The sequence below is a fragment of the Cellulosimicrobium cellulans genome (assembly GCF_016921195.1).
Taxonomy (GTDB): Bacteria; Actinomycetota; Actinomycetes; order Actinomycetales; family Cellulomonadaceae; genus Cellulosimicrobium; species Cellulosimicrobium cellulans_F.
Genome location: NZ_JAFGYF010000009.1, coordinates 43,767 through 59,254 on the forward strand (window position 1 = coordinate 43,767; position 15,488 = coordinate 59,254).

Annotated in this window: 14 protein-coding genes and 1 riboswitch; of the genes, 9 read left to right on the forward strand and 5 right to left on the reverse strand. The window is 75.6% G+C overall.

The features are described 5' to 3' along the window. Positions 1-343: 343 nt before the first annotated feature. Positions 344-1,588: an MFS transporter gene (locus JN535_RS16540; RefSeq protein ID WP_205206734.1), complete on the reverse strand. Its 1,245-nt coding sequence runs from the start codon at positions 1,586-1,588 to the stop codon at positions 344-346. A 118-nt stretch (positions 1,589-1,706) separates the two neighbouring features. Here JN535_RS16540 and JN535_RS16545 point away from each other — a divergent pair, with 118 nt between their 5' ends. From JN535_RS16545 to JN535_RS21615, 6 genes are all read left to right on the forward strand, one after another. Beyond that, on the forward strand, positions 1,707-2,411 hold the full coding sequence (locus JN535_RS16545; RefSeq protein WP_205206736.1) for a DUF1361 domain-containing protein: 705 nt from the start codon (positions 1,707-1,709) through the stop codon (positions 2,409-2,411). A 33-nt stretch (positions 2,412-2,444) separates the two neighbouring features. Continuing rightward, positions 2,445-3,143: a hypothetical protein gene (locus JN535_RS16550; RefSeq protein WP_205206738.1), complete on the forward strand. Its 699-nt coding sequence runs from the start codon at positions 2,445-2,447 to the stop codon at positions 3,141-3,143. Next, entirely contained in the window at positions 3,140-3,808 is a 669-nt protein-coding gene (locus tag JN535_RS16555) for a hypothetical protein (RefSeq protein ID WP_205206740.1), read from the forward strand. The genes JN535_RS16550 and JN535_RS16555 overlap by 4 nt, the downstream gene beginning before the upstream one ends. After that, on the forward strand, positions 3,805-4,371 hold the full coding sequence (locus tag JN535_RS16560) for a hypothetical protein (RefSeq protein ID WP_205206742.1): 567 nt from the start codon (positions 3,805-3,807) through the stop codon (positions 4,369-4,371). Before JN535_RS16555 ends, JN535_RS16560 begins: the two co-directional genes overlap by 4 nt. A gap of 80 nt (positions 4,372-4,451) precedes the next feature. Continuing rightward, positions 4,452-5,411 carry a hypothetical protein gene (locus tag JN535_RS21610; protein WP_205206743.1) on the forward strand — a complete coding sequence of 320 codons (960 nt, stop codon included), beginning with the start codon at positions 4,452-4,454 and terminating at the stop codon, positions 5,409-5,411. Beyond that, the gene (locus JN535_RS21615) at positions 5,408-5,818 is read left to right on the forward strand and encodes a GntR family transcriptional regulator (protein WP_205206745.1); all 411 of its coding nucleotides are present in this window, start codon (positions 5,408-5,410) and stop codon (positions 5,816-5,818) included. The genes JN535_RS21610 and JN535_RS21615 overlap by 4 nt, the downstream gene beginning before the upstream one ends. Here the strand turns inward: JN535_RS21615 and JN535_RS16575 are convergent. The 4 genes from JN535_RS16575 to JN535_RS16590 all read right to left on the reverse strand — a co-directional run bounded on the left by JN535_RS16575 (position 5,807) and on the right by JN535_RS16590 (position 11,056). Beyond that, positions 5,807-7,243: a hypothetical protein gene (locus JN535_RS16575; protein WP_205206747.1), complete on the reverse strand. Its 1,437-nt coding sequence runs from the start codon at positions 7,241-7,243 to the stop codon at positions 5,807-5,809. The two genes, JN535_RS21615 and JN535_RS16575, sit on opposite strands and share 12 nt — an antisense overlap. Positions 7,244-7,275: 32 nt before the next feature. Continuing rightward, positions 7,276-7,551 carry a DUF4235 domain-containing protein gene (locus JN535_RS16580; protein ID WP_205206749.1) on the reverse strand — a complete coding sequence of 92 codons (276 nt, stop codon included), beginning with the start codon at positions 7,549-7,551 and terminating at the stop codon, positions 7,276-7,278. Between the two features lie 110 nt (positions 7,552-7,661). After that, a complete protein-coding gene (locus tag JN535_RS16585; protein ID WP_307868850.1) occupies positions 7,662-10,199 on the reverse strand; it encodes an ABC transporter permease in 2,538 nt (845 codons plus the stop codon). Continuing rightward, positions 10,196-11,056 (reverse strand): ABC transporter ATP-binding protein, encoded by an 861-nt coding sequence (locus tag JN535_RS16590; protein ID WP_205206751.1) that lies wholly within the window; start codon positions 11,054-11,056, stop codon positions 10,196-10,198. The genes JN535_RS16585 and JN535_RS16590 overlap by 4 nt, the downstream gene beginning before the upstream one ends. A 176-nt stretch (positions 11,057-11,232) precedes the next feature. Then, positions 11,233-11,337: riboswitch (TPP riboswitch) on the forward strand. A gap of 80 nt (positions 11,338-11,417) precedes the next feature. On the opposite strand from JN535_RS16590, the gene JN535_RS16595 reads away from it, so the two are divergent. The 3 genes from JN535_RS16595 to JN535_RS16605 all read left to right on the forward strand — a co-directional run bounded on the left by JN535_RS16595 (position 11,418) and on the right by JN535_RS16605 (position 15,449). Then, positions 11,418-12,518: a thiamine ABC transporter substrate-binding protein gene (locus JN535_RS16595; RefSeq protein WP_205206753.1), complete on the forward strand. Its 1,101-nt coding sequence runs from the start codon at positions 11,418-11,420 to the stop codon at positions 12,516-12,518. A gap of 121 nt (positions 12,519-12,639) precedes the next feature. Next, the gene (locus JN535_RS16600; RefSeq protein ID WP_307868852.1) at positions 12,640-14,355 is read left to right on the forward strand and encodes an ABC transporter permease; all 1,716 of its coding nucleotides are present in this window, start codon (positions 12,640-12,642) and stop codon (positions 14,353-14,355) included. Then, positions 14,355-15,449, forward strand: coding sequence for an ABC transporter ATP-binding protein (locus tag JN535_RS16605; protein ID WP_445082671.1), 1,095 nt, complete (start codon positions 14,355-14,357; stop codon positions 15,447-15,449). Before JN535_RS16600 ends, JN535_RS16605 begins: the two co-directional genes overlap by 1 nt. Positions 15,450-15,488: the final 39 nt, after the last annotated feature.

Genomic DNA, 15,488 nt, shown 5'->3' on the forward strand with positions numbered 1-15,488 from the left:
ACGGGACGAACCGAGACCACCTGTCCGGTGCGGTCCGGGGCGGCGGTGCGGCGTCGTCGCGCCGAGGCCGGACGCGGCAACGGGGACCGGGCCGGCGGAACGGACACCGCGGGCGGCCGCCCAGGTGAGTCACGACCAGGGGGAGACGACGCCGGGCGGGGTGGGTGGTGGTGCCGCGTCGTGGCGGGCCTGGCGGGAGCCGTGAGGAACGAGCGGCGGATGGTAGACGCGGCACCACCACCCACCCCGCCCACCCAACCCGACCACGCGCCGTCGAGCACAAGAACCACAGTTCTACCTCGGCTGACCAGGGTTCTACCTCGGCAGATCGGGGTTCAGGGAATCAGGTCGAGGCGGTGGCGCGGGCCTGGACGCCGCGACGGACGGGGCCGAGGGTGAACAGCAGGGTGAGGAGCGCGGTGAGGGCGAGGAGCGCGAAGCCGAGGCCGTAGGTGCCCTCGAGCTGGTAGACGGCGCCCATGAGGAGCGGCGGGATGAACCCGCCGAGGCCGCCCGCAGCACCCACGAGGCCGGTGACGGCGCCGACCTTCTCGACCGGCGCGACCTTGGAGACGAGCGCGAACGTCGCGCCCGACGACGCGCCGAGGCCGGCGGCGAGGCCGAGGAACGCGATGGTCCCGACCGGCACGAGCCCGGGCTGGAACGCGACGACCGCGGCGAGCGCCGTCACGACGGCGAAGCACGCGACGGAGACGGGCACGCCGCCGAACCGGTCGGACAGCGCCCCGCCCACGGGCCGCATGACGACGGCGAGCACGACGAACCCCGCGGTGCGGGCGGCGGCGTCGGAGGCGGTGAGGTCGTAGGCGTTGACGAGGAACGTGGGCAGGTAGACGGAGAACGCGACGAACCCGCCGAACCCGACGGCGTAGAGCCACGAGAGCTGGAGCGTCGCGGGCAGGCGGAACGTGGCCCACGTGCGGGCCCAGAAGCCGCCGGCGGGGGCGGTCGCGCGGCCGGGCGGGACGCGCAGCAGGAGCCACGACACGACGGCGAACACGGCGAGGATCGCGGCGACGAGGAGGAACGGCGCGGCGTCTCCCCACGCGTCGCGGATGCGCACGGTGGTGAACGCGGAGATCGCGGTGCCGCCCATGCCCATGCCGAAGATCCCGACGGCGGTGCCGCGGCGGGCGGGCGGGTACCAGGCGTTGACGAACGGCACGCCGACGGCGAACGCGGTGCCGCCGAGGCCGAGGAAGAACCCGCCGACGAGCAGCGCGACGAAGTTGTCCGCGACGAGCCCGACGAAGAGCACGGGCAGGATGGTCAGTGCGCTCACGAGGGGGAACATGACGCGGGCGCCGTAGCGATCCGTGAGCGCACCCACCGGGATGCGCCCGAGGGACCCGACGACGACGGGGACGGCGACGAGGACGGAGACTTGCACGTCCGTGAGGTCGTAGAGCTGCCCGTACGCCGCGCCCAGCGGGCTGATGAGCGCCCAGGCCCAGAAGTTCACCGCGAACCCGATGGTCGCCAGGACGAGCATGAGGGTCGGGGAGGTGGACGTCGACGTCGTCGTCGCGGCGGGTCCGGCGGCCCTGCCCGCGTCCTGCTGCGCCATGGCGACTCCTGGAGGGAGGTGCCCGTCGCCGGGCACGGGGGAGATCGTTGCGTCGAGCACCTCCACGCTAACGACGCTCCCCGCGCCGCGCGCGGGGAACCCCCCGTACCGTGGGGGCGTGCTCGACTGGCTCTTCGGGGGCGTGGCCCTGCTCAACGTGTACGCGCTCGCCCTCGTGGTGCTGCGCGCCCCGCTCTACCGCACGCGCCTGTACCGGCCGATGCTGCTCAACATCGGGCTGTCGATCGCCCCCGTCCTGGTGCTGGGGCTGGTCGTGCTCGTGGACGCCGTGCTCATCGCGGGCGGGGCGCCGCCGTGGGTGGTCCTCACGGTCGCGGTCGCCGGGTTCCTCGTGTGGCTCCTGCTGCTGCCCAACGCCGGGTACCTCGTCACCGAGCTCAACTACAGCCACCGGCAGGAGGGCGAGGACGTCCCGCTCTGGTACGACATCGTCGCGGTCCTCACGCTGGCGATGTCGGGCGTCATGAACACCGTGGTCAACGTGTTCCTCGCGCAGGCGCTGTTCGTCCTCGTGCTGTACCCGAACGACGACGACCCGTTCCACCGGCCGGCGTCGTGGATCGCCGTGCTCGCCGTGCTCGCGCTCGTGTCCGTCGGCATCTACCTGGGTCGGTACGTGCGGTTCAACAGCTGGGACCTGGCCCACCCCGTGGAGTTCGTGCGCAAGCTCGTCTCGCACTTCCGGGCCCGGGGCGCCGTGCGCAACGCCCTGCTGTTCGTCGTGCTGCACACGCTGTTCTTCGCGTTCATGTACGCGATCGTCATGGGGCCGGTCACGACCCTCCTCGTCCGCGGGGCCTGACGGGGCCGTCGCCCGCCCCGTAGGATGCGCGCCGTGACGTCGACCGAGCCGAGGGCCGCCCGCAGCGTCCCGGTGCTCCGCGCGGTCGTCGGGACGTGGCCGCGCCGCATCGCCCTGGTTGTCGTGGTCGGTGTCGTGGCCGGGACGGCGGCGGCCGGGGGGTTCGCGCAGCACGTCGCCGCCGACGCCGGCCCGACCCGCGCCGCCGCGGGGGAGCCGGTCCCGACGGGACCGTTCGACCTCACGGTGCGGTCGTGGTCCGTGACGGACGCCGTCCAGGTGTCCGCGCTCGAGGACTCCGGCGCGGACGCCTGGCTGGTCGTGGTCGTGGGCGCGCTCGACACCGACCGCGAGCCGCGCCGTCCGGACCGCACCGCCGTGACGCTCCCCGACGAGCTGCCCGGCGGCCTGGCGCTCGCGGGCGACGCCGAGCCGGACCGCCCCGACCCGACGCTGCTCGTGCGCGACGCCTCGGTCTACCCCGTGCTCCAGCCCGGGCTGCCCGAGGACGTCGCGCTGCTCTGGCCGGTGACGGTCCCGGAGGGCGGCGCCACGTCCGTCGCGCCGGACGAGCCGCTCACGGTCACGCTCCCGACGTTCCGCTACCGGGACATGACGGTCGGCGGGGGACGGCGCTGGGCGGAGACCGGGTCCGTGGTGCTCGTCGACGTCCCGCCCGGCGACGTGCCCCCGGGCATCGTGGACCCGCCCGAGGACGAGGAGGCGTGGTGACCGAGGAGACCGTCGAGGCGACGTCGCCCACGACCGCCGCCGCGAGCGCCGTCGGGACCGGGGCGCGGGCGGACGCGCGCCCGCGCCGCAGCCGCGTCGTCGTGACCGTGCTCCTGCTCGTCCTCGCCGTGGGCGCCGGGGCGGCCGTGTCGCGCGTCGACTCGTGGTGGCCCACGCTCACGGCGACGACGTCGCGCGGCGCCGTGGGCGACGTCGTCGCCGCCGGGCCGCTGCGCGTCCGCGTCGACGACGTGCGCACCGGCACGACGTTGGAGGACGGGTTCGACACCCTGACGACGGACGGCGTCTGGGTCGCGGTGGACCTCGCGGTCTCCGGCACGACGGCGGAGGCGGGCATCGAGGCGCTCGAGCTGCGCGACGCCGAGGGGCGCGACCACGCGGCGTCGCACCGCGTGAGCAACTCGATGATGAGCACGTTCGTGGACCCGGACGTCCCCGAGGCGGGGACCGTCGTCGTCGAGGTCCCCGCGCGAGCGCTCGACGGGGGCGTCGTGCTGCGGGTGCTCACGGAGCACGACGACGCGGACGTCGACCGTCCGCAGGCGATCGCCGAGATCGACCTCGGACGCCTCGAGCGCCCCACGGCGGACGCCGTCGTCGAGGTGCTGGAGCCCGCGCTCGTCCCGGGTGGGTGGGACGCATGAGCGGCGGACCGAGCGTGGGATGGTGGCGCGCGAACCGGTGGTGGCTGGTCGTGCTCGTGGGCGCGCTCGCGGCGCTCGGAGTCCTGACGTGGCGCTCCGACACCGTGCAGGGGTGGTGGACGTCGGAGCCGCGCAGCGCCCCGGCGGCGGACGCCGAGGGCTGGGTGCAGGTCGGCGAGGTCCGGGCGCGACTCGTCGGTCTCGAGGCGGTCGACTGGCTCGACGACGGGTACCGGGAGCGCGTCGAGGCGCCCGAGGGCTACACGCTCTGGGCCGCGGACGTGTCGCTGCGGTCGGACGCGCCCGACGCCCCGGCGAGCGAGGAGGAGACGTACTCGGCGTGCGAGGTCGTGCTGCTCGACGCGGCCGGACGGGAGTTCACCGCGGGAGCGTCGTCGATCCCGGGCATGCCCTACCCCGAGGCCCCGGCGTGCACGGGCGCAGTCTCGAGCCGCAGCACCCAGTACTTCCTCACGCCCGACGACGCCCAGCCCGCCGAGGTGCGCCTCGTCGAGCCGGAGCTCCTCCCCGCCTTCTGGTCGCTGCCGGCCCCCGCGGCGTAGCCGCACCTGCTCGACGCGGTTGACATCGCTCCTTTTAATGAACATAGTTCATGATCAATGAACTCAATCGGAGGTGCGCCGTGAGCTGGGTGTCGTGGATGCTGGGGAACCCGTTGCCGCTCCCGGTGGCGCTCGCCGCCGATCTCGTGCTGCTGGCCGTGGCGGTCGTCGTCGCGCTCCTGTGGTGGGACGGGCGGCGCGCCGTCGTCCCGAGCTCGGCGGGCCGACGCGCGGTGCGTCACGCGGCGGTGACGAGCGCCGGGTCGGGGCTGCTCGTCACGGCGGGGATCCTGGTGCCGCCGCTGTACCTGTATCTCGGGCTCGTCCCGCTCGGAGCCCGGGCGACGGCTGTGCTGCCGCTCGCCGCGCTCGTCGGAGCCCTGGCAGTCCACGCCGTGGGCGAGCTCACCTGGCCGCGCCCGCGGCACCGGCAGCGCGAGGCGCGGCTCGTCGCGCGCTCGACGGTCGACGTCGTCCCGACGGCCACCCGTCGCCTCGCGTGGGTCTGGGCCGGGGGCATCGCCGTCGCGAGCACGGCGTTCGGGCTCCTCTCCGACGGCCCGCGCTCGATCTCCCGCGTCGTGGGCCCGTACGAGGCGTACACGGTCGCGCCCTTCCCGGGATGGCTGTGGACCGTGCCGCTCGTCGTCGCTGCGGTCGTCGCCGTCGTGGCCTCCGAGGTGGTGCTGCGCCTCGTCGTGTCGCGACCGGCGGTCGAGGACGTGGGCGAGGAGTGGGACATGTGGCTGCGTCGCCGGGTGGCCCGCCGTGTCGAGCGCGCCACCCAGCTCGTCCTGGGCCTGACCCTCGGCGGCCTCGCCGCGATGGGAGGGCTCTCCTTGCGCTGGCTCGGGCTGGGGAACGGCGGCGGCGTCCGACCGGGCCCCGGGCTCAGCCCGGGCTACCTCCATGCCGGGAACGTGCTGCTCCTCGTGGCGATGGCGGTGGTGGTCGCGGCCCTGGCGGCCCTGGTGTGGCCGGCGCGCGACCCGGCGCCGACCGAGACGGCGGCGCACGAGTCCGCGGGGGTCGCCGCGTGAGCCTCGCCGTCCGCATCGACCTCGACTCCTCGGTCCCGCAGTACGAGCAGCTCCGCGCGCAGCTCGCGGCGCTCGTCGCGGCGGGCGACCTCGCGGACGGGCAGCGTCTGCCGACCGTGCGCGCGCTCGCGAACGACCTCGGCATCGCGTCCGGGACCGTCGCGCGGACCTACCGCGACCTCGAGGCGGCAGGGCTCGTGACCACCCGCAGGCGCGTCGGGACGGTCGTCACGGCGCCCCCCGCGACGCTCGACCGCGCCGCGGTGACCGACGCCGCCGCGCGCTTCGTCCGCCTCGCGCGGGACCACGCCCTCACGGACACCGAGATCCGTGACGTCGTCGCCGCCGCCCTGCTCGTCGACGCCAGGCCGGGCGACGAGCGCGCCGCAGCCGTCTCAGCCGAGTGACGGGCCGCCGGTCGCCGCGTTCGCCGCGCCGATCCCGCTGTCGGCTCCCGTGCGGGCCTCGGCGTCGGTCTGCGTCCGTGACCGCGCCACGCGCCGCGTGCGCAGCGCCGACGGCAGGCCGAGGCTCGCGAGCAGCGCGTCCGCCGCGGCGGCGAGCAGCACGGTGGTGAGCACCTGCACGACGACCGTCGCGACGATGTCGAGGGGACCGACGAGCGCGCGCCACGCGACGATCCCCGGCTGGCCGACGAGCGCCTGCGCCACGGTGTAGACGACCTGCTCGGCGAGCGTCAGGAGCGCGAACGCGACGCAGAAGAGCAGCACGGCGCTCCACCGGCTGCGCCAGAGCATGCCGAGCGCGCCCACGAGCCCGCCGAACCGCCGGCCGGGGTCGAGCATGAGCTCCCAGGCCTTGCGCGCGCCGCTCTCGCCGAGGGTCCGGTTGAACCGGTCGACGACGCGCGTCGCGCGGCCCGCGGGCTCGGTGCCGTCCACGGTCGCGTGCGCCGGGTCGACGACGTCGATCGCCTCGACGCCGTAGACGATCGTGCCGAGCGTGAGCCAGGCGAGCGGCACGACGAGCCCGGTGACGACGCCCGCGAGGAGGAGGGACGTCACCGGGCCCAGGGCGTCGACGAGCGGCTTGAGCACGTCGACGCGCGCGACGACGCCGTCCCACCAGGTCGTGGTCTCGACGACGACCACGCGCGTCGTCCACCACTCACGAACCCGCCCGACGACCGCGGTGACGGTGAACGCGCCGACGACGATCCACACGACCTCGCAGTAGCCCGCCGCGATGCGGACGGCGGCGGAGCGCGCGCTGCGCCGCGCGTCGCCGCCCGCCGCGGAGACGCCGCGGTCGACGCGCCGGGCGAGGCGTTCGAGCAGCGTGCGGGCGAGCAGCGCGCCCGCGACGACGAGCACGACGGTGAGGCCGAACCCCTCGGGGACCGGGCTGGCGGTCTCGATCCCGGACCCGGCCGCGAACGCGTGCTCGAGCGCGGCGGCGTCGATGTACGCCTGCCAGTCGGACGACAGGCCGCCGTAGAACTCGTAGATGACGAGGTAGGGCACGAGGACGGACGCGATCGAGCCGAGCAGCGACCGGACCTCGAGGCGGTCACGCTCGGTCCGCGGCTCGCGGCGCAGGACGTGCAGCATGACCACGATGCCGACGACGGTCGCGAGCGGCGAGAAGCACAGCACGAGCAGGCCGAGCACCCCAGACGACGGCGCGACGGCGAGCGCGGCCCGCAGCGCGAGCTCGTGGACGACCTCGGCGAGGACGGCGACCGCGACGAGCGCGGGCCAGTGCCGGGCCAGCAGGCGTCCCGCGTCGGCGAGCACGCGCCGGCCCGAGCGCAGGACGGGGTCCGCGGGTGCCGTCGTCGGGCTCGCGGGGGTCGCCGATGGGGCCGTCACGCGCGCCAGGGTACCGGTGCGCGTGACGGAGGCTACGCGCGCGACGCGAGGCGGGCGACGACGCGCTTGGCCTCCTTGCCGGCGAACCGGCGCGCGAGGACGCCGACGCCTGCGGCGACCGCGGCGAACGTGACGGCCGAGACGATGCCGACCTCCTCGTCGTCGAGGTCCTTCGGGGCGTCGTGGCCCGTGACCTTCGCCCAGACGAACGTGACGAGCTTCTGCGCGGCCCAGCCCGCCGCGAAGGTGAGGGCGACGGTCCCGACCTTCAGGGCCAGGGTCTGCTCGGTCTCGTTCGTGTCGGCCACGAGGGGTCCTCCGTCGGTCGGGGCGCCGGTCGGCGCGGGGCGTGCTCCCACCGTAGTGCGAACCGTGGACCCTTCGCCGCCCGGCACGCGCCGGGCGGCGAAGGGCGCGGTCAGTCCTGGCTCACCGCGTCGAGCACGGGCAGCCGCGCCGCGCGGACCGCGGGCCAGACGGCGGCCACGACCCCGACGACGGCTGCGAGCGCGAGCATCGCGCCGAGCTGCGCCCACGGCACGGCGAGGGTCGTGAAGCCCTCCTCCGCGAGCACCGAGGGCAGCGCGGCGGCCAGGCCCGTCCCCACGACCAGCCCGACGGCCGTCCCGAAGACGGCGACGAGCACCGACTCGATGACGATCGTCGCCGAGAGCTGCGCCCGGCCGAGTCCGACGGCGCGCAGGAGCCCGATCTCGCGCGTGCGTTCCACGACGGACAGCGCGAGCGTGTTGACGATCCCGAGGACGGCGACGAGGACGGACAGGCCGAGCAGGGCGTAGACGATCGCGAGGATCGACTCGACCTGGGACGCGACCTGCCCGGCGAACTCGTCGGCGTCGAGCACGCTCGCCACGACGTATGGCGCGACGGCGTCCGACACCCCCTCCCGGACGGCCGCGAGGTCGGCACCCGCCTCGGCGTCGAGGAACAGCATCTCCGGGGTCGTTGCGCCCACCGCGGCGGCGACGTCCGGCGGCAGCAGCATGTCGACCGAGAACGCGTGGGAGTCGATCACGGCGCCGATGCGGACGTCGCGCGCCGGGAGGTCGGGCCGGGTCGGGTCGGCGACCCGCACCACGTCGCCGAGCGCCCAGCCGTGCTCGTCGAGCGCGTCCTCCATGACGGCGGCCTCCCCGCGGGCGTACGCGTCGAGGTCGCCCTCGACCGCCGTCGTGCGGACCGACCGGCCGAAGCCCTCGGCGGGGAACCCGACGACGAGCTGCGGCTCGTCGTCGACGACGACCTGCCCGTACGTCGTGAGGTCGACGGACGCGACGCCGGGCACGGCGCGGACGTCGCCCGCGACGCCCGCGGGCAGGTACGGGGTCGCGGACCGGACGACGAGGTCCGCAGCGGTCTCCTCGTCGACGATGCCGGTCACGGACTCGCGTGCCGAGAGCGCGAGGACCGACGTCGTCGACACGAGCGCCATGCCGACCACGAGGGCCCCGGCGGTCGCGGCCGTGCGGCGCGGCTGACGCGTCACGTTGCCGCGCGCGAGCCCGCCGAGCGGGCGGGCGAGCGCGACGAACGGCGCGGCGAGGACGCCGAGCACGGGGCCGACGGCGAGCGGGGAGAGGAGCAGGACGCCCGCGACGACCCCGACCGCGCCGAGCCCGAGGAGCGGCGCTCCGCCGCTCCCCACCCCCGCCGCCCCGACGACGAGGCCCGCGCCCGCGACCAGGGCCAGCGTGCCCGCGACCACCCGGGCCACGCCCGCGCCCGCGGGCCGCACGACGTCGGCCCGCATGGCCTCCACGGGCCGGACGAGCGCCGCGTGCCGCGCGGGCAGTGCCGCCGCGACGACGGACACCACGACCCCGACGACGAGGGGGACCACGATCCCGGCGGTCGTCACGGGCAGCGACCCGGCGAGCTCCATGCCCACCGCGCCGAGCCCGGCCCGCGCGAGCTCGGCGAGCCCGAACCCGGCCGCGACGCCCAGCACCGCGCCGACCACCCCCACGACCGTGGCCTGCCCCAGCACCGAGGCGAACACCTGGGCCGGCGACGCCCCGACCGCGCGCAGCAGCGCGAGCTCGCGCGTGCGGCGGCGCACGTGCATCGCGAACGTGTTGGTGATGATGAACGTGCCGACGAACAGCGCGAGCGCGGCGAACACGAGCAGGAACGTGGACACGAAGCCGAGCTGGTCGGCGATCGCGCTGCTCGTCTCCTCGCGCAGCTCCGCGCCCGTCACGGCCTCGGTGCCGTCCGGGAGGGACGTCGCGACGGCGTCGCGCAGCGCCTCGGGCGAGACGCCGTCGGCGGCGTACAGGGCGACGGACGGCACCAGGCCGTCCGGCGCGTACGTCGCGGCGGCCGTCTCGGCGTCGAGCAGGACGATCGTCGCGCCCGCCATCGGCGCGGACAGCGAGAGCTCGCCGACGACGCGCACGGGCCGCACCTCGTCGCCGAGCACGACGTCGGTCGTGTCGCCCACCGCGAGCCCCGACGCCTCGAGCGTCGCGGACTCGAGCGCGACCTCGTCGACGCCCTCCGGCGCGCGGCCCTCCACGATGCGCGGCCCGGGGTCCCGGGGGTCGTAGCCGACGGCCATGCTCGGCGCCTGCGTGCTGAGCACCGCGGTGCCGTCGGCGCCCACGAGGACGGCGGGGCCGCTCACCTCCGCGAGCGCGAGGTCGACGTCGTCGCGCGCGTCGAGCGCGCCCGCCAGGTCCGCCGGGACGAGGCCGCGGGCCCCGCCGAGCTGCGCGGACGACGACTCGAGCGCGGACCCGGCGGAGGCCGCGCCGCGCACGTACGCGTCGGCCTGGACCGACGACGCGACGATGCCGTCGAACGTCGTCGCGAGCATCGCGCGCAGCGCGAACGTGCCGGTGACGAACGCGACGCCGATCGTCACCGCGAGCACCGACAGCACGAGCTGGGCACCGTGCGCGCGCACGCCGCGCAGCGCGATCCGTCCCATCATCGGACGGCCGCCGGTTCGTGCGCGGCCGGGGCGGCGTGCGCGCCCGCGGGCGCCGCCGGCGTGAGGGCCCCGAGCGTGTCGAGGACGGCCTGCGGAGTCGGGTCGCGTAGCTCGGTCACGAGGCGGCCGTCGGCGAGGAACAGGACGCGGTGCGCGTACGACGCCGCCGTCGGGTCGTGCGTGACCATCGCGACGGACTGGCCGAGGTCGTCCACCGAGGCGCGCAGGAAGCCGAGCACCTCGGCCGCGGCGCGCGAGTCGAGGTTGCCCGTCGGCTCGTCCGCGAACACGACCGCCGGCCGGGACACGAGCGCCCGCGCGCACGCGACGCGCTGCTGCTGCCCGCCCGAGAGCTCCGCCGGGCGGTGCCCGAGCCGCGGGCGCAGCCCCACGGCGTCGACCACGCGCTCGAACCACTCCCGGTCCACGGGACGCCGTGCGATCGCCAGCGGGAGCACGATGTTCTCCTCCGCGGTCAGCGTCGGGACGAGGTTGAACGACTGGAAGACGAACCCGATGCGCGTGCGCCGCAGCCGGGTCAGTCGCCGCTCGCTCATCGCGGAGACGGTCTCCCCGTCGACCACGACGGTCCCCGCGGTGGGGGAGTCCAGCCCTGCGAGGCAGTGCATGAGGGTCGACTTGCCCGACCCGGACGGGCCCATGATCGCGGTCAGGCGCCCCCGCTCGAGGTCGACGTCCACGCCGTCGAGCGCGCGGACGGTCGCCTCGCCGCGCCCGTACGTCTTCACGAGGCCGCGGGCGGTCGCGATCACGGGACGTGTCGTCGCGCCCCCCGCGATCTCGGCGGACGCGGTGGCCGTCGTCGCCGTACCGTCCGTCTCAGGTCTGCTGCTCATCGTTCCTTCCCCTTCTGCGGTCGTCGGCAGGGTCTCCCGGCCGGTCGCCACGACCCTCCCGTGGCGGCGGTCCCCCCGGCATCGGGGACCGGCCCGGACCGCCCCCTGGTCGCTGCACGGCGGCTCTCAGGGTTCTCTCAGGGGCCTTCCCCAGGGACGGGCCGGTGTAGGCTCGATGAGAACGACAGGGGAGCTCCTGGAGGAGCTGAGAGTGCGGACCACCGCAGACCCTCGAACCTGATCCGGTTAGCACCGGTGGAGGAAGTCGGGAATCTCGATCACCTGCTCGTGCGGTCTCCCGCGCTCGTCGCGGCTCGGTCGCGCGGCCGGTGGACCCCTCCTGAACGTCCTGGGAGGACACATGCAGCGCACGACCGCCCGCACCCACCGGGCCCGGTCCCTCGCCACCGGCGCGGGGACGACCCTCGCCCTCCTCGCGCTCGCCGCGTGCGGCGGCGGCGACACGACGTCAGGCTCGGGGGGCGACGACGCGTCGTCGGACGCCGGGGGCACGGTCACGCTGGTCACCCACGACTCCTTCGCCGTGAGCGACGAGGTCCTCGCCGCGTTCGAGAAGCAGAGCGGGCTCACCGTCGAGCAGGTCGCGCCCGGAGACGGTGGTGCGCTCGTCAACCAGCTGATCCTCACGAAGGACTCGCCGCTGGGCGACGTGGTGTTCGGGATCGACAACACGTTCGCGTCGCGCGCGATCGACGAGGGTGTGCTCGCGCCCTACACGCCCGAGGACCTGTCCGACTCGGCGGCCTCGTACGCCGTCGGCGACGGCGACGAGCTCACCGCGGTCGACCTCGGCGACGTGTGCGTCAACGTCGACCACGCGTGGTTCGCCGACGCGGGGATCCCCGAGCCCGTCACGCTCGAGGACCTGGCGAAGCCGGAGTACCGGGACCTCCTCGTCGTGACCAACCCCGCGACGTCGTCCCCGGGCCTCGCGTTCCTCCTCGCGACCGTCGGGGCGTTCGGCGAGGACGGCTTCGAGGACTACTGGGCCGACCTGCGCGCCAACGGCGTGAAGGTCGTCGACGGCTGGTCGGACGCGTACTACGTCGACTTCTCCGGCTCCGAGGGTGCCGGGCCGCGCCCGCTCGTGCTGTCGTACTCGACGTCGCCCGCGTTCACGCTCACCGAGGACGGCTCGGCGTCCACGACCGGCGCGCTGCTCGACACGTGCTTCCGCCAGGTCGAGTACGCGGGCGTGCTCGCGAACGCGAAGAACCCCGAGGGCGCGCAGCAGCTCCTCGACTTCCTCGTGAGCGAGGCGTTCCAGGCCGACGTGCCCGAGCAGATGTACATGTACCCCGCCGACGACTCCGTCGCGCTGCCCGACGGTTGGGCCGAGTTCGCGCCGCTCGCCGACGAGCCCTTCGAGGTCGCGCCCGCCGACATCGCGGCGCATCGCGACGAGTGGATCAAGGCATGGACGGCGACGGTCGTCGACTGACGCCCGTCGCCGGTCCGCTGGCGGGCATGACCACGCCTCTACCTCGCGAGGTAGAACCGTGGTCGCGCGGGGTAGAACCGTGGTCGCGCGGGGTAGAACCGTGGTCGCGCGAGGTAGAGCCGTGGTGAGGGGCCGGGCGACCTGGCGAGGCGGCGTCGGGCGCGGGGTGCTGTGGGGGATCGCGGCGGCGGTGCCGCTGGTGTTCCTCGGGGTGTTCTTCGCGTGGCCGGTGGTCACGCTCGTGGCGCGCGGGTTCGTCGGGGACGACGGCGCCCTCGACCTCTCGGGGTTCGCGGAGGTGTTCTCCGAGCCCCGCACGTGGCGGATCGTCGCGCTCACGCTCTGGCAGGCCGTGCTCGGCACGGCGCTGTCGCTGCTGCTCGGCGTGCCCGGCGCGTACGTGCTGTACCGGTGCCGGTTCCCCGGGCGGCGGGTCGTGCGCGCGCTCGTCACGGTGCCGTTCGTGCTGCCGACCGTCGTCGTCGGCGTCGCGTTCCGGTCGCTGCTCGTCCAGAGCGGCCCGCTCGGGTTCCTGCGGCTCGACGAGACGTTCGCGGCGATCGTCGTCGCGCTCGTGTTCTTCAACTACTCGGTCGTCGTGCGCACGGTCGGTGGGCTGTGGGAGCACCTCGACCCGCGCGCCGAGCAGGCGGCGCGCGCCCTCGGCGCGACGCCGTGGCGTGCGTTCCGCACGGTGACGCTCCCGGCGCTGACGCCCGCGATCGCGAGCGCCGCGTCGATCGTCTTCCTCTTCTGCGCGACGGCGTTCGGCGTCGTGCTCGTGCTCGGCGGCATCCGCTACGGGACGATCGAGACGGAGATCTGGATCCAGACCACGCAGTTCCTCGACCTGCGCACGGCCGCGGTGCTGTCGGTCGTGCAGCTCGTGGTCGTCGCGGCGGCGCTCACGGTGGCGAACCGCACGCGGGCCCGGCGCGAGCGCGCCCTGAACCTGTCGTCGTCGGCGTCGTCCGCGCACCCGCTGCGCCTGTGGCGCGACGGCCGCCCGACGGGCGACCTCGCCCCGGCGGCGCTCACGGCGGCCGTGGTCGTCGTGCTCGTCGGGCTGCCGCTCGGCACGCTCGTCGTGCGCTCGTTCCGCGTCCCGGGCGGCGCCTGGGGGCTCGACAACTACGCGAACCTCGGCACCACGGGCGGGCGCAACGCGCTGTCCGTCACCGTGTGGGAGGCGGCGGGCAACTCGTTGCGGACCGCCGCGCTCGCGACCGTGCTCGCCGTCGTGATCGGCGGGCTCGTCGCGCTCGTCGTGTCGCGCCGGCCGAGGTCCCGCGGCGGGCGGCGCGCGATCTCCGTGCTCGACTCCGTCTTCATGCTCCCGCTCGGGGTCTCCGCCGTGACGGTCGGCTTCGGGTTCCTCCTCACGCTCGACCGGCCGCTCGGCCTCGACGTCGACCTGCGCACGTCCGACCTGCTCGTGCCGATCGCGCAGGCGGTCGTCGCGATCCCGCTCGTCGTGCGCACGGTCCTGCCGACGCTGCGCGCGATCGACCCGCGCCTGCGCGAGGCCGCCGCGACCCTCGGCGCCGGCCCCGGCCGCGTGTTCCGCAGCGTCGACGGGCCCATCGCTGCGCGGTCGCTCGGCCTCGCGGTCGGGTTCGCGTTCGCGGTCTCGCTCGGGGAGTTCGGTGCGACGTCGTTCCTCGCCCGCCCGGACAGTGCGACGCTGCCGGTCGTGATCTTCCGGCTCATCGGGCGCCCGGGGGCCGAGAACTACGGCATGGCGCTCGCGGCGAGCGTCGTCCTCGCGCTGCTGACCGCGACCGTCATGCTGCTCGCCGAGCGGTTGCGCGGCGACCGACCCGGAGGAGAGTTCTGATGGTGCAGACCGATTCCGCCCCCGCGCGCACGGGCATGCCGGAGCAGTCGCGCCCCGGCACCGGGGAGGGCACCGGGCTCGCGGTGCGCGACGTCGTCGTGCGGTACGGCGGGCGCGGCGCCGGGGGAGCGCGCACGGACCCCGGCACGACGGCGGTCGCGGGCGTCACGCTCGACGTCGCACCCGGCGAGGTGCTCGCCCTGCTCGGGCCGAGCGGGTGCGGTAAGTCGAGCCTGCTGCGCGCCGTCGCGGGGCTCGAGCCCGTCGCGTCGGGCTCGGTCGCGTGGGACGGGCGCGACCTCGCGGGCGTCCCGGTGCACCGGCGCGGCTTCGGGCTCATGTTCCAGGAGGGCCAGCTCTTCCCGCACCGTGACGTCGCGGGGAACGTCGCCTACGGCATCGCGGGCCTGCCCCGCGCCGAGCGTGACGCGCGCGTGGCCGAGCTGCTCGACGTCGTCGGGCTCGCCGGGTACGAGCGCCGCGCCGTCGCGACGCTCAGCGGGGGAGAGCGCCAGCGCGTCGCGCTCGCGCGGTCGCTCGCGCCGCGGCCCCGGCTGCTCCTGCTCGACGAGCCGTTGTCCGCGCTCGACCGGGGGCTGCGCGAGCGCCTCGCGCTCGACCTGCGCGACGCTCTGCGGGCCACCGGGACGACGGCCGTCTTCGTCACCCACGACCACGACGAGGCGTTCACCGTCGCCGACCGCGTCGCCGTCATGGACGCCGGCCTGCTGCTCCAGGTCGCGCCGCCGGAGGACCTGTGGCGTGCGCCGACCTCGCGTCGGGTCGCCGAGTTCCTCGGGTACCAGGCGTTCGTCCCGCGTGGTGCCGGGGGCCTGCTCGCGATCGGCCCGCGCGGGCTGCGCCTTGCCCCCGGGGACGCCTCGGCGGACGGCACGTGGGGCGCGACGGTCGTCGGCAGCGTGTTCCGCCGCGGCGCGGTCGAGGTCACGGCGGACGTCGACCTCCCCGGGACCGACGGCGGCGCGCCCGCCCGGCTCGTGGCGCTCGCGGCCGGTGGCGACGCGGGCCCGAGGCCGGGCGACCGCGTGCGGGTCGTGGTCGACCCGGCGGGGTGCGCCGTCGTCCCGGCCTGACCGCCTCCGCGACGGCGCTCGCGGCCGTGCGACGGGCGA

Excerpts from the sequence above, each read along its gene's own strand:
- JN535_RS16540 (WP_205206734.1), bottom strand. The coding sequence starts at position 1,588 with ATGGCGCAGCAGGACGCGGGCAGGGCCGCCGGACCCGCCGCGACGACG.
- JN535_RS16560 (WP_205206742.1), top strand. The coding sequence starts at position 3,805 with ATGAGCGGCGGACCGAGCGTGGGATGGTGGCGCGCGAACCGGTGGTGG.
- JN535_RS16585 (WP_307868850.1), bottom strand. The coding sequence starts at position 10,199 with ATGATGGGACGGATCGCGCTGCGCGGCGTGCGCGCGCACGGTGCCCAG.
- JN535_RS16590 (WP_205206751.1), bottom strand. The coding sequence starts at position 11,056 with ATGAGCAGCAGACCTGAGACGGACGGTACGGCGACGACGGCCACCGCG.
- JN535_RS16595 (WP_205206753.1), top strand. The coding sequence starts at position 11,418 with ATGCAGCGCACGACCGCCCGCACCCACCGGGCCCGGTCCCTCGCCACC.
- JN535_RS16605 (WP_445082671.1), top strand. The coding sequence starts at position 14,355 with ATGGTGCAGACCGATTCCGCCCCCGCGCGCACGGGCATGCCGGAGCAG.